Below are 22,924 nucleotides of genomic sequence, written 5' to 3' on the forward strand. Positions count from 1 at the left end.
CTTGATGATCGACCGCACGGGCCTGATGGTCATTCTGTCCTCGCCCTCCGGGGCCGGAAAATCGACGCTGGCCCGGCGGCTGATGGAGTGGGACGGCAGCCTGCGCTTCTCGGTCTCGGCCACCACCCGCGCGCCGCGGCCCGGAGAGGTGGACGGGGTCGACTATCACTTCACCACCCGCGAGGCCTTCCTGCGCATGGTCGCCGAGGGGCAGATGCTGGAACATGCCGAGGTCTTCGGCAATCTCTACGGCAGCCCGCGCGGGCCGGTCGAACAGGCCATGCTGGCCGGGCGCGACACGCTGTTCGACGTGGATTGGCAGGGCGGCCAGCAGATCCGGGCATCGGCCCTTGGCGCGCATGTCGTGTCGATCTTCGTGCTGCCCCCCTCGCTGCCGGAGCTGGAGCGGCGCCTGCGCGGGCGCGGGCAGGACAGCGACGCGGTCATCGCCGGCCGCATGCAGAAGAGCCGGTCCGAGATCAGCCACTGGGCCGAATACGACTACGTCCTGGTCAATGACGACCTGGACCGGACCGAGGCCGCGATGCGCGCCATCCTGACCGCCGAACGCCTGCGCCGGGACCGGCAGGCGGGCCTGGGCGGCTTCGTCCGCGCGCTGATGGCGGAGGAGACGGCGTGATCTGGGCGCTGGACGGCATCGCCCCGCAGATCGACCCCCAGGCTTGGGTCGCGCCCGACGCGCGGCTGATGGGGCGCGTGACGCTGGCGGCCGGGGTCTCGGTCTGGTTCGGGGCGGTGCTGCGCGGCGATACCGAGATGATCGCGGTGGGGCAGGGCAGCAACGTCCAGGACCTCTGCGTGCTGCATACCGATCCGGGCCATCCGCTGATCATCGGCGCGGATTGCACCATCGGCCACCGCGCGATCCTGCATGGCTGCCGGATCGGGGACGGGGCGCTGATCGGCATGGGGGCCACGGTGCTGAACGGCGCGGTGATCGGCGCGGGCGCGCTGATCGGGGCGGGGGCGCTGATCCCGGAGGGCAAGGTGATCCCCGACGGCGCGCTGGTCATGGGCGCGCCGGGCCGCGTGGTGCGGCAGCTGGACGATGAGGCGCGGGAGGGTCTGCGCGCCTCGGCCGCGCGATACCGGGCCAATGCGGCGCGGTTCCGGGCGGGCCTTGCCCCCGCGGCAGGCTGAGCCGATGAGCGCGGGCCAGCGCCGGGTCGAGGGGTTTCTGGATGGCATCCCGGTGCCGATGCTGGCGGTGGACCGCGCCGCCCGCGTGATCGCCGCGAACCCGCTGGCGCTGGCGCTGTTCGGTCCCGACCTGGCGGGGCGTCCCTTCGTCACCGTGCTGCGCCATCCGGCCATCGTGCAGGCCGTGGACTGGGTGCTGGACCCCGAGGGCACGCCCGCCCCCGCGCCCGATCCGGCGCTGCCCCAACCGCCCGACGGGGTGGCGACGCTGCGCGCGACCTGCGCGGCCGACGGGCGCGAGATCCTGGCCGAGGTGACCGTGGCGCCCTTGCCCGCGCCCCTGGGCCGCGGCGCGACCATCGCCGTCCTGGACCGCAGCGTGGCCGAGGAGGCCGAGCAGATGCGTCGCGACTTCGTGGCCAATGTCAGCCACGAGCTGAAGACGCCGCTGACCGCGCTGACCGGCTTCATCGAGACGCTGCGCGGCCCGGCCCGCGACGACGCCCGCGCACGCGACCGCTTCCTGGACATCATGGAGCGCGAGGCGGGGCGCATGAACCGCCTGATCAGCGAACTGCTGTCGCTGAGCCGGGTGCAGGCCGAGGAGCGCACGCGCCCGTCGGGGCGGGTCGATCTGCCGGGGCTGCTGCGCGGCACGCTGGCCATGCTGGCCCCGCGCGCCGAGGCGGCGGGCGTCACCGTCGCAACCGAGGGGCTGGAGGTCGATCTGCGCCTGCGGGGCGACGGCGACCAGCTGACGCAGGTGTTCCAGAACCTGATCGAGAACGCGCTGAAATACGGCGGGTCGGGCGGCGTGCTGCGCGTCACGCTGACGCGCATCCCGCATGAGCCGCTGCTGCGCGGTCCGGCCTGGGCGGTGGCCATCGAGGATCGCGGCGAGGGCATCGAGGAGCAGCACCTGCCCCGCCTGACCGAGCGCTTCTACCGCGTGGACACGCACCGCTCGCGCGCGCAGGGGGGCACCGGGCTGGGGCTGGCCATCGTCAAGCACATCGTCAACCGCCATCGCGGTCGGCTGCGGATCGAGAGCCGGGTGGGGCAGGGCAGCCGCTTCACCGTGATCCTGCCCGAGGGGACGGGGCGCGGCTGAGGCCCCTCTCGCCCTTGGCCGCCGCATGGCCTATAAGCGGGCGAACGGACAGTCAGGGGAACATCATCATGTCGCAATCACCGCAGGTCGATCCGGCCAAGCTGGCCGCCGCCAAGGCCGCGGTCGCGCTGGTCGAGGACGGCATGAGGCTGGGCCTGGGCACCGGCTCGACCGCCAGCGTCATGGTGCGCGTGCTGGCCGAGCGCGTCGCGGCCGAGGGGCTGTCGCTGCGCTGCGCGGCGACGTCGAAGGCCACCGCCGAGTTGGCCGAGAGCCTGGGCCTGCGCATCGAGAGCTTGGACGGCATCGGCTGGCTGGACATGACCATCGACGGCGCCGACGAAGTCGATCCGCATCTGCACCTGATCAAGGGCGGCGGCGCCGCGCATCTGCGCGAGAAGATCGTGGCCGCCGCCAGCGACCGCATGGTGGTGATCGCCGATCCCGCCAAGGTGGTCGAGGTGCTGGGCGCCTTTCCCCTGCCGGTCGAGGTGCTGGAATTCGGCTTCGAGACCACCCGCACCCTGATCCGCCGCGCGCTGGCGGCGCTGGATCTGGGCGAGCGCGACGTGCTGCAGCGCCTGAAGGGCAGCGACCCCGTCATCACCGATGAGGGCAATCTGATCCTGGACCTGCACCTGGAGCAGATCCCCGACCCCGCCGCGCTGGCCCGCGCCCTGTCGGGCATTCCGGGCGTGGTCGAGCATGGGCTGTTCCTGGGCATGTGCGACCTGGCCATCATCGGCCGCGAGGATGGCAGCGTGGTCGAGCTGGCGCGCGACGACATCGATGCCGACATGCTGGCGCAGGAAGGGGACTGACGTGGAGTTCGACTATGACCTGTTCGTCATCGGCGGCGGTTCGGGCGGCGTCCGCGCGGCCCGGATCGCGGCCGGAGAGCATGGCGCCAAGGTGGGCCTTGCCGAGGAGAGCCGCATGGGCGGCACCTGCGTCATCCGCGGCTGCGTGCCCAAGAAGCTGATGATCTTCGCCTCGCAGGCCGGGCTGATGGCCGACGAGATGCGCGGATACGGCTGGTGCGACGCGCAGGCCGGCGCCTTCGACTGGGAGGTGTTCCGCGAGAAGCTGGATGCCGAGCTGACCCGGCTGGAGCTAATCTATCGCGCCGGCCTGACCCGCGCGGGCGTCGAGATCCACGACCAGCGCGCCATGCTGGACGGCCATCACCGGGTCCGGCTGGCCGATGGCACCACCAAGACCGCGCGCCACATCCTGATCGCGACCGGCGGCCGCCCCGCCCCCATCGGCATCCCCGGAGAGGAGCTGGCGATGGTGTCGGACGACCTGTTCCTGATGGAGCGCCTGCCGGGGCGGGTGCTGCTGGTGGGCGGGGGCTTCATCGCCTGCGAATTCGCCACCATCCTGGCGGGGCTGGGCGTGGACACGGTGCAGGCCTATCGCGGCGACGCGGTGCTGCGCGGTTTCGACCGCGAGGCGCGCGACCTGGCGACGCTGCAGCTGGGCGCGGTGGGGGTCGATCTGCGCCTGGGCCTGACGCCTGCGGCGTTGGAACGGGACGGCGACGGCATCCGCGTGCGCTTCGACGACGGGTCCGAGGACCGCTTCGACGCGGTGCTGATGGCGACCGGGCGCGATCCCTATACCAAAGGCCTGGGCCTCGAGACGACCGAGGTCCGCGTGAGGCCCAACGGCGCGATCGAGGTCGACGAATGGTCGCAGACCTGCGTGCCGTCGATCTTTGCGGTGGGCGACGTGACCGACCGCGTGAACCTGACCCCGGTCGCGATCCGCGAGGGACATGCCTTTGCCGACACGGTCTTCGGCGCGCGCCCCCGGACGGTCGATCATGGGCTGGTCGCCAGCGCCGTCTATCTGCGCCCGCACGAGCTGGCCAGTATCGGCCTGACCGAGGAGGAGGCCCGCGCGCGCGGCCCGGTCGATGTCTTTGCCACGACCTTCCGGCCGATGCGGTCGATGTTCGCGGGCAGCGACGCCAAGGTGATGATGAAGCTGCTGGTCGATCCGGCCGACGACCGCGTGCTGGGCTGCCACATCTTCGGTCCCGAGGCGGGCGAGATGATCCAGCTGGCCGCCATCGCCATCACCATGGGCGCGACCAAGGCGCAGTTCGACGCGACCGTGGCCGTCCACCCGACCGCCGCCGAGGAGCTGGTGACCATGCGCCAACCCGCGCGGCGCCACGACGGCCCGGCCGTCTGACAATGCCGTGGGCGCGGCCTTGGGTCGCGCCAATCGCGGGGGTGCAGGGTTGACATTTCGGCCCCGCGCGCCAGTTTTCAACCAACGGAAATTCTTACGAAAGAAGGTCGAGCGGATGGCAAATCAGGGCCCCTGGGGCGGAGGCGGCGGCGGAAACGGCGGCCGGGATGACGGGGATCGTGACAAGAAGCCTGCCGGTCGCCCCTGGGGAGAGCAGCCGCCCCCCGGCGGCCCGCGCCGTCCGAACGGCGATCCGCAGCGCCCCGAGATCGAGGATCTGATGAAGAAGGGCCAGGAACGCCTGCGCGTCCTGATGGGCGGGCGCGGCGGTCCGGGCGGGCCGGGAACGGGCGGTCGGCCGCCGCTCGGGCCGAATTTCGGGCTGAACCGCTCGACGCTGATGATCGCGGGTCTGGCGGCGGTGGGTCTCTGGGCCTTCGCCAGCTTCTACCGCGTGCAGACCAACGAGCAGTCGGTCGAGTTCCTGTTCGGCCGCGCCGTCGCCGTGGGCACCGAGGGTCTGAACTTCGCCCCCTGGCCCTTCGTCACCGCCGAGGTCGTGCCCGTCACCAACGAACGCGTGACCGAGATCGGCACCGGCCAGGCCGGACCGATGGACAGCGGCCTGATGCTGACGCGCGACCAGAACATCGTGAACATGGAATACCAGGTCGTCTGGAACATCCGCGATCCGCAGATGTACCTGTTCAACCTGGCCGATCCGGCCGACACGATCCGCGCCGTCTCGGAGGCCGCGATGCGCGACATCATCGCGAGGAGCGAGCTGGCCCCGATCCTGAACCGCGACCGCGGCGTGATCGGCACCGACCTGCAGGCCGCGATCCAGAGCACGTTGGACAGCTATCAGTCGGGCATCAACGTGATCCGCGTCAACCTGGACCGCGCCGACCCGCCCGAGGAGGTCATCGACGCCTTCCGCGAGGTGCAGGCCGCCCAGCAGGAGCGCGACCGCCTGCAGAGCGAGGCCGACGCCTATGCCAACCGCGAACTGGCCGCCGCCCGCGGTCAGGCCGCGCAAATCCTGGAGCAGGCCGAGGCCTATCGCGCCGAGGCGGTGAACACCGCCGCCGGTGAGGCCGCGCGCTTCAACTCGATCTACGAGGAATACGTGAACGCCCCCGACGTGACCCGCCGCCGGATGTATCTGGAGACGATGGAGCAGGTTCTGGGCCGCGTGAACAAGATCATCATCGGCGAGGGCATCGGCGGCGAGGGCGGATCGGGGGTCGTCCCCTATCTGCCGCTGGACCAGCTGCGCGGCACCGGACAGCAGGGCGCGACCCCGCAGGCCGGCGCGGCACAGCCCACAGCGCAGCAGCCGCAGGGCGGCGGCCAGACCGGCGCCGCAGGGACCACCATGACCGGCGGAGGGACGAACTGATGGCCGCGCGCAAGAACATCCTGACGGCGCTGGCCGTTCCGGGCCTCGTGGTCGTGGCCGTGCTGGCCGCATCCTCGCTGTTCATCGTGGATGAGCGGGAGAAGGCGCTGGTGCTGCGTCTGGGTCGGGTCGTGGACGTGCAGGACACGCCGGGCCTGAACTTCAAGCTGCCCTTCATCGACAATGTCGTGCGCTATGACGGGCGCATCCTGGGGCTGCCGACCAGCCCGCTGGAGGTCACGCCCCTGGACGACCGCCGCCTGGTGGTCGATGCCTTCGCGCGCTGGCGCATCACCGATCCGGTGCGCTTCCGGCAGGCGGTGGGCATCCAGGGCGTGCAGGGCGCGCAGCAGCGGCTGGAGCCGATCGTCATCAACGCGATCCGCGACATCCTGGGCACGGTGCCCTCGACCTCGGTCCTGTCGGATGACCGGACGAACCTGATGAACCAGATCCGCGACGAGGCGCGCGCCAATTCGCAGGGCCTGGGCATCGAGATCATCGACGTGCGCCTGACCCGCACCGACCTGCCCGAGCAGAACCTGAACGCGACCTATGCCCGGATGCGGGCCGAGCGCGCCCGCGAGGCCGCCGACGAGGTCGCGCGCGGCAACGAGGCCGCGCAGCGCGTCCGCGCGGCCGCCGACCGCACCGTGGTCGAGCTGACCTCGGAGGCGACCCGCCGGTCCGAGATCATCCGAGGCGAGGCCGACGCGCAGCGCAACGCGATCTATGCCGACGCCTATGGCCGCGACCCCGAATTCTTCGCCTTCACCCGGTCGCTGACCTCGTATCAGCGGGCGCTGCAGGGGGGGAACAGCTCGATGGTGATGCAGCCCGACAGCGAGTTCTTCACCTATCTGTCGAGCGATGGCGCCGAGAACGCGAACCCGGCCTCGACCCCGGTGCCGCCGGGCACCTCGGCCGAACGGCTTGGCCTGAACGCCGATCCCGCCGCCCAGGAGGAGGGCGAGGCGCTGGTCACCCCCGAGGTCACCGACCGCGACGGCAACCGCCTGGGCGAATCGGCCGGGATCGAGCTGACCCCGGTGCCCGAGAACCTGGCCACCCCGCCGCAGGAGGAATCCGAGATCGTGGCCCCTGAGGCCGCGATCGAGGGCGAGGCCCCCGCGTCGGAACCCGCCCCCGCGGCGGAGCCGGTTCCGGCGGATGAGCCCGCCCAGGCACCGGCCCAGGAGCCAGCCCAGGACCCGGCCCAGGCACCGGCAAATTGATCCAGGCACGGGCGGGGGGCGACCTCCGCCCGTTTCCGTGAGCGGGTCTGCAACGAAAATCACGATCAGTTCACGACGCGAGAGCGTGGTTTATTTGCAACGCGACACTAGATTGCAGTCATATCCATGAGGCGACGCGGGGCATCCCTGCCAGGGCGCCGCCATCGAGAGATGAGGACATCACGCATGAAACCGCTTTTCCCTCGGCCCATCCTGACCGCCTCGGCGCTGGCGCTTGCCGTGGGTCTGGGCGCGGCCGGCGCGCAGCAGGTCACCCAGCCCGCCAATGACGACCTGCCCCCCGAGGTCGCGCAGGAGGCGCAGGAGGCCGCCGACGCCAACCAGCCCCTGGGCATGGACCAGGCCGCCCAGGCACCCTCGCAGGTGATGCCGGGCAGCTTCGCCGATCTGGCGCAGAAGGTGTCGCCCGCGGTCGTGAACATCACGACCACCTCGGTCGTGTCCCAGCCCACGGGCGGGCCGGCCTTCCCCGAGGGCAGCCCCTTCTCGGACCTGTTCCGCGAGTTCGGCTTTCCGGGCATGCCCGGCGGTCCGGGCGGCCCCGAGGGCATGCCGCGCCCCGGCCCGCAGCAGCGTTCGAACGCGCTCGGCTCGGGCTTCGTGATCTCGGCCGACGGGTTCATCGTCACCAACAACCACGTCATCGAGGGCGCCGACCAGATCGAGGTCGAGTTCTATTCCGGCGAGACGCTGCCCGCCGAGGTGGTGGGCACCGATCCCAACACCGACGTGGCGCTCCTGAAGGTCGAGAGCGACGAGGCGATCCCCTTTGTGCAGTTCGGCGACAGCGACACGGCGCGGGTGGGGGACTGGGTCCTGGCCTTGGGCAACCCTTTGGGGCAGGGCTTCTCGGCCAGCTCGGGCATCGTCTCGGCGCGCAACCGCGAGCTGTCGGGCACCTATGACGACTATCTGCAGACCGACGCGGCGATCAACCGCGGCAACTCCGGCGGCCCGCTGTTCAACCTGCAGGGCGAGGTCATCGGCGTGAACACGGCGATCCTGTCACCGAACGGCGGCTCGATCGGCATCGGCTTCTCGATGGCGTCGAATGTCGTGTCGCAAGTCGTTGACCAGCTTCAGGAATTCGGTGAGACCCGTCGCGGTTGGCTGGGCGTGATGATCCAGGACGTGACGCCCGAGATGTCCGAGGCCATGGGCCTGTCGGTCGAGGGCGGCGCGATGGTCACCGACGTGCCCGAAGGCCCGGCCCGCGACGCGGGTCTGCAGACCGGCGACGTGATCACCAGCTTTGCCGGCACCCCGGTCGAGGACACCCGCGGGCTGGTGCGCCGCGTGGCCGAGGCCCCCGCGGGCGAGACCGCGCAGGTCGTGATCATGCGCGATGGCGACGAGCTGACGCTGGACGTGACCCTCGGCCGCCGCGAGACGGCGCAGGGCGGCGGCACCGAAGCGACGCCCGACGAGCCGACCGAGAGCGACGTGTTGGGCATGTCCGTCACCGTGCTGACGCCCGAGATGGCGGCCGAGCTGGGCGGGCCGCGCGACGCGACTGGTCTGGTCATCACCGGCGTCGATGCCGAGGGTCCGGCGGCCGAGAAGGGCCTGGCCGCGGGTGACATCATCACCGATGTCAACCAGCAGGCCGTGACCAGCCTGGCCGACCTGACCGCCCGCATCGACGAGGCCCGCGAGGCCGGCCGCCAGTCGGTCCTGATGCTGATCCGGCGCGGCGGAGAGCCGCTGTTCGTGGCGCTGCCCCTGGGCGAGGCCGAACCGGCCGAGTAGGCGCCGCGTCCCGTCCGCGGACAGGGGGCGGTCCTTCGGGGCCGCCCCTTTTCAAATCGGTGCCGATCCCCTAACTCGGGTCAACCACAAGGGAACGAGCAGATGGCGAAGATTACCTATATCGAACACAACGGCACCCGCCACGAGGTCGAGGTCCGCCCCGGCATGACCGTGATGGAGGGGGCGCGCGACAATGGCGTGCCCGGCATCGACGCCGATTGCGGCGGCGCATGCGCCTGTTCGACCTGCCATGTCTATGTCGCGCCGGAATGGGTCGAAAAGCTGCCCCCCGTCGATCCGATGGAACAGGACATGCTGGACTTCGCGTGGAAACCCGATCCGGAACGCTCGCGCCTGACCTGCCAGCTCAAGGTGACCGAGGCGCTGGACGGCCTGGTCGTCGAACTGCCCGAACGCCAGATCTGACAGGCGGCCAGATCTGACCGGCCGCCCGTCGCTCACGCGCGGCTCAACTTCGGTTGAACCGCCGGCCTTGGGCGGTCGGGGCGGCTTGTTCCGCGTCCCGTTTCATGGTCCGGTCTGCACGGCGACGGGCGGAGGCGGGCATGCGGCGATTTCCCTGGTGGAGTGCGATGGCGGTTCTGGCGCTGAGCGTCCCGCTCCGGGCGCAGGAACCCCCAGCCACCGGGATCGAGGTCATCGTGCCGGGTCTGACCGGAGATGACGGTCGCGTGGCCTGCGCCCTGCACGCGGACGCGGCATCCTTTCCGCAGGGCGCGGGCGTCGCCCATGACGCCGTGACGCCATCGGGCGGGCAGGCCATCTGCCGGTTCGACGGGGTGCCTCCGGGCCGCTACGCCGTGGCGGTTCTGCATGACGCGAACGGCAATGGCCGCCTGGACACAAACGCCTTGGGCATGCCCACGGAGCGGTGGGGCATCTCGGTCGTCGAGGCGCCGCGCCTGCGCGCGCCCCGCTTCGAAGAGGCCGCCTTCGACCTGGGGGCCGAGCCGCTGCGCTTGCGGATCACGCTGGTGCCGTGACAGGATCGGGGCGCGTGCGCGCCTTGGACCGATCGTTCCGGAACGGGGCCGCGAATTCACCGCAAGGGCCTTTCGTTCATGACATTCCGCTTCCTGCATTCCTCCGACCTGCATCTGGGCAAGCCCTTCGGCGGCTATCCCGAAGCGATCCGCAACCGCCTGCGCGAGGCGCGCCACGCCGCCATCGCCGGGCTGGCGCAGGCCGCGCGCGAGGGAGGCGCGACGGTGGTCCTGCTGGCCGGCGACAGCTTCGACGCCGAGACCCCCGCGCCCGAGATGCTGCGCCAGGCCCTGCGCGCCATGGCGGACGAGTCCGACATCACCTGGATCATGCTGCCTGGCAACCATGACAGCCTGGCCGCATCCGAGTTGTGGCGCCGGATCGGCAGCGATGGCCCCGCGAACCTGGTCCCCGTGCTGGACGATGCGCCGCGCGCGCTGGCCCCCGATGTCTGGCTGCTGCCCGCGCCCTGCACGCAGCGCCGCGCCGGGCGCGACCTGACGCAGGCGATGGATGCCCCGACGCCTGAAGGCGCGCGCCGCATCGGGCTGGGCCACGGTCCCGTCACCGATTTCGACGAGGGCGAGGGGCGCAGCGGCATCATCCCGCCCGACCGGGCGCAGCGGTCGGGGCTGAACTATCTGGCCTTGGGCGACTGGCACGGCCAGCGCCGCATCGGGGCGCGCACCTGGTATTCGGGCGTGCCCGAGGCCGACAGCTTCAAGCATGACGGCCCGGCCGGCGCGCTGCTGGTCACGCTGGCGGGCGAGGCGGAGGTGCGCCCCGTGCCGGTGGGCCGGTTCCGCTGGCTGAGCCCGCAGCTGGACCTGCTGCCCGGAGAGGACATCGACGCCACGCTGGCGCGGGTGCTGCCCGCCGCGCGGGCGCGCGACCATCTGGTCAGCCTGACCGCGCGGGGTCGCGTGACCCTGGCCGAACGCGCCGCGCTGGAGGCCGCGCTGGGCGCGGTCGCGCCCGATCACGGCTGGTTCGCGGCGGATCTGTCCGCGCTGGAGGTCGAGGCGCGGCCCGACGATCTGGACCTGATCGACCGGGCGGGCGCGCTGCGCGAGGCGGCCGAGGCGCTGATGGCCGAGACGCAGGACCCGCGTCTGGCGCAATCGGACCGCGACATCGCCGCCGCCGCGCTGTCGCGGCTCTATGCGCTGGCGCAGGAGGTCCGGGCATGAGGCTGCGCCGGATCGAGCTGACCAACATCCGCCGCTTTGCCGGGCAGCGCGCCGTTCTGGACGGGCTGGGCGACGGGGTGACCGTGCTCTGCGAGCCGAACGAGAGCGGCAAGTCCACCTTCTTCGACGCGCTGCACGCGCTGTTCTTCGAACGCCATCGCAGCAGCCGCGCGCCGGTCCGCGCGCTGCAGCCCCATGCCGGCGGCGCGCCTGAGATCGCGGTCGGGATCGAACTGCCGCGGGGCAATTTCCTGCTGCGCAAGCGGTTCCTGTCGCGCCCGCAGGCCAGCGTGACGGATGGCCAGGGCCGGCTGATCGCGCAGGAGGACGAGGCCGAGGCCTGGATCGACCGGCTGATGGTGGGCGGTCTGGCGGGTCCGTCGGGCCTCCTCTGGGTGCGGCAGGGCGTTCTGGGGCTGGAGCCGGAGGGGGCGGGCGCCGATCAGCGCCGTCAGCGCGAGGATGGGCTGGCGGCACGGCGCGACCTGCTGTCCTCGGTCGCCGGAGAGATCGAGATGATGACCGGGGGGCGGCGCATGGACGCCGTGCTGGACCGGGTCCGCACCGAGATCGCGCGGCTGGCCACCGATACGGGGCGCCCGCGCGCGGGCGGCGAGTGGAAGCGCGCCGTGGACGAGGCGAAGGCCCTGGCCGATCAGGAGACCGCGCTGCGCGAGCGCGCGCAGCGGCTGAGCGGCGATCTGGCCCGCCGCGCGCAGGTCCTGTCGGCGCTGGCGGCGCTTGGGGCGCCCGATGCAGTGGCCGCGCGGACCGCCGCGCTGGATCGGGTGCGGCAGGCGCATGACGCGGCCCTGGCCCATGCCGACCGGCTGACCCATGCGGCGCGCGACTGCGAGGTCGCGCGGATGGCGCTGCAGGCCGCGACGCGCGAATGGGAGGATGCCCGTCAGCTGTCGGAACGCGTCGCGCAGGCGTCTGCGGCGCTGGCCACGGCCACGGCGGCGGCCGAGACCGCCCGCGATCGGGCGGCGCTGTTGGCCGCTCGCGAGGCCGAGACGGGGGCGGCGGTCCTGGCCGCGGGCCAGGCGCTGCGCGCCCTGCGCGACCGGATGGCCGCGGCGCAGAGGGCGCGTCTGGCGCGCGGCGCGCGGCAGCGGGCGGCGGATCTGGCCCGCGCGCTGGACCGCGCGCAGGAGATCGAGGCGCGGCTGCGCGGCGACCGTGCGCAGCGGGGGCAGCTGTCGGTGACGCCCAAGGCGCTGGCCGAGGCGGAGCGGGCCCAGACCGCGCTGGACCGCCTGGTGGCGCGGGCCGAGGCGCAGGCGGTCAGCATCGAGGCCGACCCTGACGGCCCGCCCGCGCTGCTGCCCGATGGAACCGCGCTGCCGCCCGGCGCGCGGACGGTGCTGGAACGGCTGCGGCTGGTGCTGCCGGGCTTCGGGGCGCTGGTCATTGACCCCGGCTCGGGGCAGGGCGGGGCGCTGGCGGCGGAGATGGCGGCGGCGCGGCGGGCGCTGGATCAGGCGCTGGCCGCCTGCGGTGCGGCCGAGCTGATGGCGGCGCGGGGTCTGCTGCAGCGGGCCGACCGGCTGGACGAGGCGCTGCGGCAGGGCGCGCAGGCGCTGGCCGACCTGGCGCCCGAGGGGCTGGAGGCGCTGCGCGACGCCCTGGCCCGCGCCGAGGCCGAGGCGGGCAATGCCCCGTCCGAGGCCGAGGACCCCGCCCTGCTGGAGCCGGAACTGGCCCGCGCCGAGGCGGCCGAAGCCGAGGCGCAGGCCCGCGCCACGGTGGCCGGGCAGGCCGCCGCCCAGGCCGGGGAGGCCCGCGCCGCGGCCGAGGCCGAGCGTCGTGCCGCCGCCCGCACGCTGGAGGCGGCCGAGGCGCAGGCCGGCGCGCCCGAGGCGCTGGCCGCGCGTCTGGCGGCGCTGAGCGACGCGCGCCCCGCGCAGGAGGCCCGCCTGGCCGAGGCCGAGGTCGCGCATCGCCGTCTGGCCGAGACCGCCCCCGACCTGGAGACCGCCCGCGCCGCCCTGACCCGCGCGACCAGCGTGGTCGAGCAGGCCCGCAAGGAGCAGAGCGACCTGTCGCAGGAGCGCGCGGGCCTGGACAGCCGCATCGCCACCCTGGCCGAGGAGGGGCTGGAGGAGACGCTGGAGGATCTGGCCGGCCAGCGCGCCGCCACCGAGGCCCGCGCCGCGCGCTATGAGGCGGAGGTGGCCGCGCTGACCCGGCTGCGCGACGCGCTGGAACAGGCGCGGACCCGTCAGCGGGACGCCTATTTCCGCCCGGTCCTGCGCGAGCTGCAGCCCCTGCTGTCGATCCTGCATCCGGGTGCGGGCCTGCAGATCGACGACGGCACGCTGCTGCCGCAGGCGCTGACGCGCGACGGTCAGGCCGAGCCGCTGGACATCCTGTCGGGCGGCACGCGCGAACAGGTGGCGATCCTGACGCGACTGGCCTTTGCGCGGCTGTTCGCGCAGGCGGGTCGGGCCGTGCCTGTGATCCTGGACGATGCGCTGGTCCATACCGATGACGAGCGGATCGAGGCGATGTTCACCGCCCTGCACCGCATCGCCGCCGATCAGCAGGTGCTGATCCTGACCTGCCGCCAGCGGGCCTTCGCCTCCCTGGGCGGGCATCGGGCGCGGATGCGGATAGAGCCTGCCTGAGCCTCAGGGCGCGACCTGACCGGCGATCCAGGTGCGAAAGCGTGCGAAGGCCGGATCGTCCTGCCGCCGGTCGGGCCAGGCCAGCCAATAGGCGCCCTCGCCCGGCACGCCCGCGCGCAGGATGGGATGCAGGCGGCCCTCGTCGATCTCGGGCTGGGCCAGATAGCTGGGCAGCAGCGCCACGCCCAGCCCGGCGATGGCCGCCTGGATCATCATCGAGAACTGGTCCATCACCATGCCCGACACCGCAGGCGGCGTGCCGCCCTGGGCCGCGAACCAGGCCGCCCAGCCCGAGGGCCGCGTCTCCAGCTGCAGCATGGGCAGGCCGGCCATGTCGGCGGGCGCGGCGATCGGGTGGCGGGCCAGGAAATCAGCCGATGCGCAGGCCGTCAGCCGTTCGTCGAACAGCCGCAGGTGATGCGCGTCCGGCCAGTCGGGCTGCCCGAAGAAGATCACCGCGTCAAAGGCTTCTCCGGCAAAGCTGAAGCGCTGGATCTTGGTCGAGAGGTTGATCGAGATGCCGGGATTGTCCGCCAGGAACTGCCCGATCCGGGGCGCCAGCCACCGCGTGGCGAAGGTCGGCAGCACCGACAGCGACAGCACCCCTCCGCCCGGATTGGCGATCAGCCCCATGCTGGCGCGCTGGATCAGGTCCAGCCCCTGGGTGACGGACGCGGCATAGGTCACGGCCTCGGGGGTGGGGGTCAGGCGCTTGCGGTCGCGGATGAACAGCGCCTTGCCCAGCTGCCGCTCCAGCGCGGCGATCAGGCGGCTGACGGTGCTTTGGGTCAGGTGCAGCTCGTCCGCGGCGGCGGTGACCGAGGCGTGCCGCATCACCGCCTCGAAGGCGATCAGTTGGGACAGGCTGGGCAGGAACCGGCGTTGACGCATGGGGTCATTCATAGAATGCATGAACGCATGAGGAAACAGCGTTTTTCATGCCGCCTGCATTGGGATAGGCTGTGCGCAACAGTCACCTGATGCAGGAATGATGCCATGCTGGACAAGACCACCGTCGATCACAAGGGCACGGCCTTTGCCTGGGAGGACCCCTTTCTGCTGGACGACCAGCTGGAGGAGGATGAGCGGATGATCCGCGACACCGCCGCCTCCTTCGCCGCCGACAAGCTGGCCCCGCGCGTCACCGACGCCTATCTGTCCGAGCAGACTGACCCCGAGATCTTCCGCGAGATGGGGGCCAGCGGGTTGCTGGGCGTGACCATCCCCGAGGAATATGGCGGGGTAGGCGCGGGCTATGTCGCCTATGGCTTGGTCGCCCGCGAGGTCGAGCGGATCGACAGCGGATACCGGTCGATGATGTCGGTGCAGTCCAGCCTGGTGATGTTCCCGATCCATGCCTATGGCTCCGAGGCGCAGCGGATGAAATATCTGCCCAAGCTGGCATCGGGTGAATGGATCGGCTGTTTCGGCCTGACCGAACCCGATGCCGGGTCCGACCCCGCCGGCATGAAGACCCGCGCCACGAAAACCGAGGGCGGCTATGTGCTGAACGGGTCCAAGATGTGGATCTCGAACAGCCCGATCGCGGATGTCTTCGTGGTCTGGGCCAAGTCCGAGGCGCATGGCGGCAAGATCCGCGGTTTCGTCCTGGAGAAGGGCATGAAGGGGCTGTCGGCGCCGAAGATCGGCGGCAAGCTGAGCTTGCGCGCATCCATCACCGGCGAGATCGTCATGGAGAACGTCGAGGTGTCCGAGGACGCGCTGCTGCCCAATGTCAGCGGCATGTCCGGTCCCTTCGGCTGTCTGAACCGCGCGCGTTACGGCATCAGCTGGGGCGTGATGGGGGCGGCCGAGGATTGCTGGTTCCGCGCGCATCGCTATGGCATGGACCGCAAGCAGTTCAACCGCCCCCTGGCCGCGACGCAGCTGTTCCAGAAGAAGCTGGCCGACATGCAGACCGAGATCGCCCTGGGCCTGCAGGCGTCCTTGCGCGTCGGTCGCCTGATGGATCAGGGCCGCTTCGCGCCCGAGATGATCTCGATCATCAAGCGCAACAATTGCGGCAAGGCGCTGGATATCGCGCGGATGTCGCGGGACATGCATGGCGGCAACGGCATCCAGGCCGAATATCACGTCATGCGCCACGCCCAGAACCTGGAGACGGTGAACACCTATGAGGGCACGCATGACGTCCATGCCCTGATCCTGGGCCGCGCGCAGACGGGGCTTCAGGCCTTTGCCTGAAGGCCCGCTCTCTGGTCTGCGCGTCGTCGAACTGGCGCGCATCCTGGCCGGTCCCTGGATCGGCCAGACCCTGGCCGATCTGGGCGCCGAGGTCATCAAGGTCGAGGCCCCCGAAGGCGACGACACCCGCCGATGGGGCCCGCCCTTCATCGACCGCCCCCGCGCCGACGGCACGGTGGAGACGGTCGCCGCCTATTTCCACGCGACGAACCGCGGCAAGACCAGCGTCACCTGCGACTTCAACGATGCGGAGGATCTCGCGCGTCTGCGCGCGCTGATCGACGGCGCCGATGTGGTGATCGAGAATTTCAAGGCGGGCGGTCTGGCGCGGTTCGGGCTGGATTACGAGACGCTCTCGGCGCGCAATCCGGGGCTGGTCTATGCCTCGGTCACGGGCTTCGGTCAGACCGGGCCGCGGGCCAGCCAGCCGGGATATGACTTCATGATCCAGGGCATGGGCGGCATCATGGAACTGACGGGCGATCCTGCGGGCGATCCGCAGAAGGTCGGCGTGGCCTGGATCGACATTTTCACCGGCCTCTATGGCGTGATCGGCATCCAGGCGGCGTTGGCGGAACGGGCGCGGTCGGGGCAGGGGCAGCAGGTCGATCTGGCGCTGTTCGACTGCGCGGTGGGGGTGCTGGCCAATCAGGCCGCGAACCATCTTCTGGGGGGCGTGGAGCCTGCGCGGTTGGGTAATGCGCATCCGAACATCGTGCCCTATCAGGTCTTTCCGGCCCGCGACGGCCATCTGATCGTCGCCTGCGGGAATGACCGGCAGTTCCGCGCGCTGTGCCTGGCGCTGGACCTGCCCGCGCTGGCGGAGGACCCGAGGATGGCCACCAATGCGCAGCGGGTGGCGGGGCGCGAGGCGCTGTGCGCGACGCTGGCGGAAGCCACCGCCGGGCATGACCGCGCCGACCTGATCGCGGCGCTGACCGCGGCCGGGGTGCCGGCCGGGCCGATCAACCGCGTCTCCGAGGCGTTGTCCGATCCGCAGGTGCAGGCGCGCGGCATGGTCGTGGCGCCCGAGGGCATCGCCGGGCTGCGCACGCCGATCACCCTGTCCCGCAGCCCGACCGTCGCGCCGGGCGCGGCCCCGACCCTGGGCGAGGGCAGCTTCAGCTGGCGGCGGTGACCAGCGGCGGGGCCTCGTGCAGGGGCAGCACCGCCCGCGCCGCCAGATCGCCCATCGCGCAGTCGAAGACGATATCGCTGCCAAGACCGAAGACCCGCGTCTCGGGGCGCAGCGCGTCCTTCAGCTTGTCCACCGGCGACAGGCTGGTCAGGCCCTGCGGCCCCGACCCGATGATCAGCGGCGCGATGGAGACCTGAAGCCGGTCCAGCAGTCCCGCCTCTAGGAAGCCGGTGATGGTGATGCCGCCGCCCTCGATCAGCAGCGACCCCAGGCCCATCTCGCGCAGCCCGTCCAGCACGGCGGCGGGGTGCAGGCGGCCGTCGGGGGCGGGCAGGCGCAGCACCTCGATGCCCGGCGCGCGGGGGCGGCTGACCCCGGTCACGACGATCCGCCGCGTCCCGTCAGCGCTCAGGACCAGCGCATCGTCCGGCAGCCGCCCGCGCGGGTCGATGACGATGCGCGCAGGGTTGTGGCCGCTGCAAAGCCGCACCGTCAGGCGCGGCTGATCGTGCAGCGCAGTCCTGACCCCGATGACTACCCCGTCGACGAGTGCGCGCAGGCGGTGCAGATGGGCCAGACCCTCGGGGCCGGACACGTCGCGCGCGTCGCCCGTGGCGGTGGCCACGCGCCCGTCCAGCGACTGGCCGACCTGGGCGATGGTGACCGGCCCCAGATCGCGCCGCGCGACCGGGGCATAGAGGTCCAGCGCCGCCCGTTCGCCGGGTGTGAAGCGCCCGCAGCAGGCGCAGGCCTGGCCTGACCGGACGGACAGAAGCCGCTCCCAGACCCGAGGGGTGACATCGACGGCGTGCATGGGCAGTCCTCCTCTGGGTGTCAGGCCGTGCCGGGGGGCAGGGCCAGCATGTCGTGATGTCCGATCAGGACGCGGCTGTCGGCGGCCATGGCGGCGCGGCTGCGCCCCCAATCGGCGGCGACGGCCACGCCCTTCTCAGACGCGGCCTGGGCGATGCCCTCGACCAAGGCGCGGTGGAGCGGGGCCTGATCGGGGCCGATGCGCCACGGGCTCTGGCCGGTGTGGACGGCAAAGCCCGCGTTGCGGAAGATGCCCGCGGCCATGGTGGCCGCATCCGGCCCAAGCGCGGGGCCGAGGCCCTTGTCGCCGCGCTGGTGGTCGTTGAAGGCGGCCGCGATGTCCACGTCGCGGGGCAACTCGGGCTCCCACCGCATGATCCCGTCATAGGAGAGCGCCGCATAGAAGGGCAGGCCCGACGCGGCCAGCCGGTCCGCCAGCGCGGCAATCCAGTCGGCGGGCATCAGGTCCAGCAGCGCCGAGGCCGTGACCAGCGTCACCCCCTCCAGCGGCAGCGCGTCCAGATCGCGCAGGTCCAGCGTATGGACGGTGGCGCGGCCCGGGGCCTCGGTCGCGGCCCGCTCCAGCAGCGCAGGGTCGTTGTCGACCAGATGCCAGCGGGCGGTGTCGGGTAGGTGGCCCCCAAGCGTGCGCAGCGTCGAGCCGGTGCCGCAGCCCAGGTCCAGGACCACAGGCTCGGGCCCGGCCACCTGCGCGGCCCGCGCCAGCAGCGTCGCGTCGCGGGCCGCGCGGTCGGCGGGTTCGCGCAGGCTCAGCCATTCCGCCGAGAACCCCATGCTCAGATATCCCCTTCGAACCAGGCGCGGGCCATGTGGCTCTCGTGCAGCAGGACGCGCAGCTTCTTCACGCGGCCGCCGTCCTTCAGCCGGCCGGCGCGCACGGTGTCGGCCATCCGGTCGAAGATATGCTTGCACAGGAATTCGGTGGTGGTCATCTTCCCCTTGAACTCGGGGATGTCGTCAAGGTTCTTGTAGCGCAGCGGGGCCAGCGTGTCGGCCAGGGCCTCGGTCGCCAGGCCGATATCGACGACCAGGCTCTCGTCATCCATTTCCGCGGCGAAGAAGGCGCAATCGACGGTGAAGGTCGCGCCATGCACCCCCTGGGCCGGACCAAAGGTCGGCGAGGGGAAGGAATGCGCGATCATGATATGGTCTCGGACTTCGACGGCGAACATGGTCTCTCCAGGGTCAATAGATGATGCGGTGGCACAGCGTGGCGGGGTCGGCCAGTATGCCGGGATAGGCGTCGGGCAGATCGGCGAAGGCCGTCTGCCCAGAGATCAGCGCGTCCAAGCGCGCGTCGCAGAGCAGGTCCAGCGCCTTGGTCAGGCGGCGGCGATAGGTCCAGCGCGGCGCACGGTCGGGCGGGATGCTGCCCACCTGCGTGCTGACGATGCGCAGGCGGCGGCTGTGGAACGCGGCACCCAAGGGCAGGGCCACATCGGCGCTGCCATGCCAGCTGGCCTCGGCGATGGTGGCCTGCGCGCTGGCCAGCGACAGGGCCAGGACCAGCCCGGCCTGCGTGGCGCTGGTGTGGATCACCACGTCCCGGTCGCCCGGCGCGTCCTCCGGGGCCGCGAAGGCGCAGCCCAGACCTTCGGCGACGGGGCGGCGGTCGGGCAGGGGGTCGACGACCGTCACCTCCGCCCCCGGCAGGCGTGCGGCCAGATAGCCGACCAGCAGCCCCACCAGACCACCGCCCACGACGGCGATGCGGTCGCCCGCGCCTGCGCCGCTGTCCCACAGGATGTTCAGCGCGGTCTCCATGTTCGCGGCCAGAACCGCGCGCTCGGGGGGCAGACCGTCCGGCAGCGGGATCAGCGCGTCGTCGGGCAGGCGATAGGCGTCCTGATGGGGAAACAGCGCAAAGACCCTCCGGCCCGCCAGCGGCCCGTCCTGGACGGCGCCGACGGAGGCATAGCCGTATTTCACCGGAAACGGGAAATCGCCCTCCTGAAAGGGGGCACGCATGCGGTCATGCTCGGCCGCGGGAACCTTGCCCGACAGGACCAGCCGTTCCGTCCCCCGGCTGATGCCGGAGAACAACGCGCGGACGGGCGTTCCCTCTCCTTCCGTCGCGGGGCGCATCCGGGCGCGGCCCGCATCCACGCACCACAGGGCCTGCGCGGTCATCCCAGCAGATGTCCGGACTTGCGGGCCTTGGTGTCCAGATAGCGGGTGTTGTCCGGCCCGCGGCCGACCTGAAGCTCCACCCGCTCGGTCACGGTGATGCCTTCGCTGTCCAGACGGGCGATCTTGGCGGGGTTGTTGGTCATCAGGCGCACTTGGGCGATGCCCATCTGGCGCAGCAGGGCCGCGCCGGTGCGGAAATCACGCTCGTCATCCTCGAAGCCGAGGCGGTGGTTCGCCTCGACCGTGTCGAAGCCCTGATCCTGAAGGCTGTAGGCGCGCATCTTGTTGGCCAGCCCGATGCCGCGACCCTCCTGGTTCAGATACAGAAGGATCCCCGATCCATGCGCCTCCATCGCGCGCAGCGCCGCGTTCAGCTGCGGGCCGCAGTCGCATTTCAGGCTGCCCAAGACGTCGCCGGTGAAGCAGGCCGAATGCAGGCGGACCAGCACGGGCTGGCTGCGGTCGGGGCTGCCGACCTCGACCGCGTAATGCTCGGGGCCGCCATCGGGGGCGCGGAAGACGTGCAGACGCCCGTTCCGGGCCGCCAGCATCGGCACGCGCGCGTCCGAAACAGGACGCGGATCGCGGGCCAGCAGGATCTGGTCCATCACCTCATGCGCGTCCATCACGCCGAGGCCGCTCTGCAGGGCCATCTGCACGACCTCGGGTCCGGTCACGACCAGCGCGGCGGGCAGCAGTTCGGCCGCCTTGACCAGCCGGATCGCCGCGCGATGCAGCAGGGTTGGGACCTGCTGCGGAGCCTGCGGCACGGCGCCGGAGGCCGGCATCTGCCGCGACGGATCGGCCAGCGCCTGGACCCAGTCAAGGCGCGCGCCGGCGGGAACGGGGATGCGGGCAACTTCACCCTCGGGCGCGCGCAGGCGCAGCGATTCCGCGCGGCGCGCCGTCAGGACCAGTTCGCCGCCATGGCACAGCGCGGCAAAGCGGTCTGCGGACAGGGTCTCGACGGGCAGGACCAGCGTCGCGGCGGCACCGCCCAGAAGAACGACCGGCAGGCCCAGCCTGAGGTCCGAAACCATGCGCGCAACACGCTCGGCGCTGTGCAGGGCAAAGGGGTTGGAATTTTGATCAGTCGGTGCGGAAACCGAAAGCGACACGGGAGTTATCGGAGGAAATACACGCATATTCGATCCTTCGGCCCAATTCGGGATAGTGTCACATTGCGGACAACGCATTGAAACACGGGCCAGTTCCGATCCCGGTGCGGCGCTGTGGCAGAATGTCGCGAAGGCCGCGGAACCCCGCCGTCCGGCGCGGGCTTTCTAGACGCGGGGCGGGGACCTGCCCTAGTCTGGCCCCCTGATCCAAAAGGAACCCAAATGCAGTTTCGCGCCTATCTGGGGCTGATCCGGTCGCTTGCCATCTACTACAACCCGATGCGGCGGCGTCAGTTGCGGGGCTTCTATGCCGACCTGCTGCGCCCCGGTCAGCTGGCCTTCGACATCGGCGCCCATGTCGGCAGCCGTGCCCGGGCAATGCGGGCGGCGGGCGCGCGGGTTGTCGCCTGCGAGCCGCAGGAGCCCTTCGCGGGCTTTCTGCGCCGCAGCCTGCCGCGCGACATCGTGCTGATCCGCCAGGCCGTCGGCCCGGCCGAGGCCGTGGCGCGCATGGTGGTGTCGTCGCTGCACCCGACGGTCTCCTCGCTCAGCACCAGCTTTGCAGCTGAGGCGGCCGAGGCGCCCGGCTTCGAGCATGTCCGGTGGGACCGCAGCCAGGAGGTCCGCGTGACCACGATGGACGCGCTGATCGCGGCCCACGGCCTGCCCGATTTCGTCAAGATCGACGTCGAGGGGTTCGAGCTGGACGTGCTGGCCGGGCTGTCGCGGCCGGTGCCGATGCTGTCGGTGGAATACCTGCCCGCCTTCCGCGACCGCACCCTGGCGGTGATCGACCGGCTGGAGGGCCTGGGGACCTATCGCTTCAACCCGGTCGCCGGAGAGGCGGGCGGGTTCCTGTGGCCCGAATGGCGTGACGCCGCGGGGGCGCGGGACTGGCTGGCGGGGCTGCCCGCCGATGCCGGGTCGGGCGACCTTTACGCGCGGCTGGCCTGAGGCGCGCGCAGCCGGGCGGCCAGGTCGTCGAACAGCGCGGGTGGGGCGGTGATGACGGTGCCATGGGTCTCGGGGCGTTCGTCGGGGGTCCAGCCCTCGACGCGCATCCCGGCTTCGCGGACCAGGACCAGCCCGGCCGAGATGTCCCACGGCCGCAGCCGCCGTTCCCAGAACCCGTCCAGCCGCCCGGCCGCGACATAGGCCAGGTCCAGCGCCGCCGCCCCCATGCGCCGGATTCCCGCTGTGCCGGGCAGCACCCGCGCCAGGTCGTCGGCGTGATCGTCGATATGGGGCATGGTGCCGAAGGGCAGCCCGGTCCCGAACAGCGCCGCATCGAAGCCCACGGGCGCCGCCGGCACGACGGACGCGCCGTTCAGCCGCAGCCCGCTGCCGGTGACGGCGCTGAAGGTCTCGTGCTTCAGCGGGTCGTGGACCACGCCCAGGACCAGCAGACCGTCCACCTCCAGCGCGATCGACACCGCCCAATGCGCGATGCCGCGCAGGAAGTTCGTCGTGCCGTCCAGCGGATCGACGATCCAGCGCCGCGTGCCGGGGCTGGGGGCGCTCTCCTCGCCCAGCCAGCCGTCTCCGGGCCGCGCGTCCAGCAGGCGGCCGCGCAGCAGCGCCTCGGACCGGTGGTCGGCCTGCGACACGAAGTCGCCCTGCCGTTTCGCGTCGATGACCAGCGTGCCGCGGTCGTCCCAATGGGCCCGCAGAAGGTCTCCGGCCTCGTGGGCGGCCCGTTCGGCTAGGATCAGGTCGTCGGCGAGGGTCATGGGAAGCGTCCTTTGTTCGCGGGCGGGGCGGCCGAACACGGGATTATCAGTTGCACCGACGCT

General features: G+C 71.7%; 22 protein-coding genes. 15 read left to right on the top strand and 7 right to left on the bottom strand.

Annotated features, from left to right (window positions below; translation table 11 throughout):
• Positions 1-4: 4 nt before the first annotated feature.
• The 12 genes from gmk (at position 5) to AC2SGK_RS13270 (ending at position 13,706) form a co-directional block, all read left to right on the top strand.
• Complete coding sequence (gene gmk, locus AC2SGK_RS13215; protein WP_488324023.1) at positions 5-640, top strand: guanylate kinase; 636 nt, start codon at positions 5-7, stop codon at positions 638-640.
• The gene (locus AC2SGK_RS13220) at positions 637-1,161 is read left to right on the top strand and encodes a gamma carbonic anhydrase family protein (RefSeq protein ID WP_488323977.1); all 525 of its coding nucleotides are present in this window, start codon (positions 637-639) and stop codon (positions 1,159-1,161) included. The genes gmk and AC2SGK_RS13220 overlap by 4 nt, the downstream gene beginning before the upstream one ends.
• Positions 1,162-1,165: 4 nt before the next feature.
• Complete coding sequence (locus AC2SGK_RS13225) at positions 1,166-2,272, top strand: ATP-binding protein (protein ID WP_488323978.1); 1,107 nt, start codon at positions 1,166-1,168, stop codon at positions 2,270-2,272.
• Positions 2,273-2,340: 68 nt separating this feature from the next.
• The gene (rpiA, locus tag AC2SGK_RS13230; protein ID WP_488323979.1) at positions 2,341-3,093 is read left to right on the top strand and encodes a ribose-5-phosphate isomerase RpiA; all 753 of its coding nucleotides are present in this window, start codon (positions 2,341-2,343) and stop codon (positions 3,091-3,093) included.
• A gap of 1 nt (position 3,094) precedes the next feature.
• On the top strand, positions 3,095-4,474 hold the full coding sequence (gene gorA / locus AC2SGK_RS13235) for a glutathione-disulfide reductase (protein WP_488323980.1): 1,380 nt from the start codon (positions 3,095-3,097) through the stop codon (positions 4,472-4,474).
• Positions 4,475-4,589: 115 nt separating this feature from the next.
• A complete protein-coding gene (hflK, locus tag AC2SGK_RS13240) occupies positions 4,590-5,876 on the top strand; it encodes an FtsH protease activity modulator HflK (RefSeq protein ID WP_488323981.1) in 1,287 nt (428 codons plus the stop codon).
• Complete coding sequence (gene hflC / locus AC2SGK_RS13245; protein ID WP_488323982.1) at positions 5,876-7,111, top strand: protease modulator HflC; 1,236 nt, start codon at positions 5,876-5,878, stop codon at positions 7,109-7,111. Before hflK ends, hflC begins: the two co-directional genes overlap by 1 nt.
• Before the next feature lie 354 nt (positions 7,112-7,465).
• The gene (locus AC2SGK_RS13250; RefSeq protein WP_488324024.1) at positions 7,466-8,881 is read left to right on the top strand and encodes a Do family serine endopeptidase; all 1,416 of its coding nucleotides are present in this window, start codon (positions 7,466-7,468) and stop codon (positions 8,879-8,881) included.
• A 102-nt stretch (positions 8,882-8,983) separates the two neighbouring features.
• Positions 8,984-9,307, top strand: coding sequence for a 2Fe-2S iron-sulfur cluster-binding protein (locus AC2SGK_RS13255; protein WP_488323983.1), 324 nt, complete (start codon positions 8,984-8,986; stop codon positions 9,305-9,307).
• Between the two features lie 140 nt (positions 9,308-9,447).
• Entirely contained in the window at positions 9,448-9,885 is a 438-nt protein-coding gene (locus AC2SGK_RS13260) for a DUF2141 domain-containing protein (RefSeq protein WP_488323984.1), read from the top strand.
• Between the two features lie 78 nt (positions 9,886-9,963).
• The gene (locus AC2SGK_RS13265) at positions 9,964-11,076 is read left to right on the top strand and encodes a metallophosphoesterase family protein (protein ID WP_488323985.1); all 1,113 of its coding nucleotides are present in this window, start codon (positions 9,964-9,966) and stop codon (positions 11,074-11,076) included.
• Positions 11,073-13,706, top strand: a complete 2,634-nt coding sequence (locus AC2SGK_RS13270; protein WP_488323986.1) for an AAA family ATPase — start codon at positions 11,073-11,075, stop codon at positions 13,704-13,706. The genes AC2SGK_RS13265 and AC2SGK_RS13270 overlap by 4 nt, the downstream gene beginning before the upstream one ends.
• A gap of 3 nt (positions 13,707-13,709) precedes the next feature.
• On the opposite strand, the gene AC2SGK_RS13275 is transcribed toward AC2SGK_RS13270, so the two are convergent.
• Positions 13,710-14,597 (bottom strand): LysR substrate-binding domain-containing protein, encoded by an 888-nt coding sequence (locus tag AC2SGK_RS13275; RefSeq protein ID WP_488323987.1) that lies wholly within the window; start codon positions 14,595-14,597, stop codon positions 13,710-13,712.
• Positions 14,598-14,702: 105 nt separating this feature from the next.
• Here AC2SGK_RS13275 and AC2SGK_RS13280 point away from each other — a divergent pair, with 105 nt between their 5' ends.
• Both AC2SGK_RS13280 and AC2SGK_RS13285 read left to right on the top strand, forming a co-directional pair.
• On the top strand, positions 14,703-15,911 hold the full coding sequence (locus tag AC2SGK_RS13280) for an acyl-CoA dehydrogenase (RefSeq protein WP_488323988.1): 1,209 nt from the start codon (positions 14,703-14,705) through the stop codon (positions 15,909-15,911).
• Positions 15,904-17,049, top strand: coding sequence for a CaiB/BaiF CoA transferase family protein (locus tag AC2SGK_RS13285; protein ID WP_488323989.1), 1,146 nt, complete (start codon positions 15,904-15,906; stop codon positions 17,047-17,049). Before AC2SGK_RS13280 ends, AC2SGK_RS13285 begins: the two co-directional genes overlap by 8 nt.
• On the opposite strand, the gene AC2SGK_RS13290 is transcribed toward AC2SGK_RS13285, so the two are convergent.
• From AC2SGK_RS13290 to ribA, 5 genes are read right to left on the bottom strand one after another with little or no spacing between them, the layout of a single operon-like run.
• A complete protein-coding gene (locus AC2SGK_RS13290; RefSeq protein WP_488323990.1) occupies positions 17,033-17,863 on the bottom strand; it encodes a RibD family protein in 831 nt (276 codons plus the stop codon). The two genes, AC2SGK_RS13285 and AC2SGK_RS13290, sit on opposite strands and share 17 nt — an antisense overlap.
• A gap of 20 nt (positions 17,864-17,883) precedes the next feature.
• Positions 17,884-18,657, bottom strand: coding sequence for a class I SAM-dependent methyltransferase (locus AC2SGK_RS13295; protein ID WP_488323991.1), 774 nt, complete (start codon positions 18,655-18,657; stop codon positions 17,884-17,886).
• Positions 18,658-18,659: 2 nt separating this feature from the next.
• The gene (locus tag AC2SGK_RS13300) at positions 18,660-19,055 is read right to left on the bottom strand and encodes a 6-pyruvoyl trahydropterin synthase family protein (protein ID WP_488323992.1); all 396 of its coding nucleotides are present in this window, start codon (positions 19,053-19,055) and stop codon (positions 18,660-18,662) included.
• A gap of 13 nt (positions 19,056-19,068) precedes the next feature.
• Positions 19,069-20,013 (bottom strand): zinc-dependent alcohol dehydrogenase, encoded by a 945-nt coding sequence (locus AC2SGK_RS13305; protein ID WP_488323993.1) that lies wholly within the window; start codon positions 20,011-20,013, stop codon positions 19,069-19,071.
• Positions 20,010-21,053: a GTP cyclohydrolase II gene (ribA, locus tag AC2SGK_RS13310; protein ID WP_488323994.1), complete on the bottom strand. Its 1,044-nt coding sequence runs from the start codon at positions 21,051-21,053 to the stop codon at positions 20,010-20,012. Before ribA ends, AC2SGK_RS13305 begins: the two co-directional genes overlap by 4 nt.
• Positions 21,054-21,353: 300 nt before the next feature.
• On the opposite strand from ribA, the gene AC2SGK_RS13315 reads away from it, so the two are divergent.
• Complete coding sequence (locus AC2SGK_RS13315; protein ID WP_488323995.1) at positions 21,354-22,085, top strand: FkbM family methyltransferase; 732 nt, start codon at positions 21,354-21,356, stop codon at positions 22,083-22,085.
• Here AC2SGK_RS13315 and AC2SGK_RS13320 read toward each other — a convergent pair.
• Positions 22,067-22,861, bottom strand: coding sequence for an inositol monophosphatase family protein (locus tag AC2SGK_RS13320; RefSeq protein WP_488323996.1), 795 nt, complete (start codon positions 22,859-22,861; stop codon positions 22,067-22,069). The two genes, AC2SGK_RS13315 and AC2SGK_RS13320, sit on opposite strands and share 19 nt — an antisense overlap.
• Positions 22,862-22,924: the final 63 nt, after the last annotated feature.

The organism is Paracoccus sp. NIOT.M2S5SZ12 (assembly GCF_057748165.1).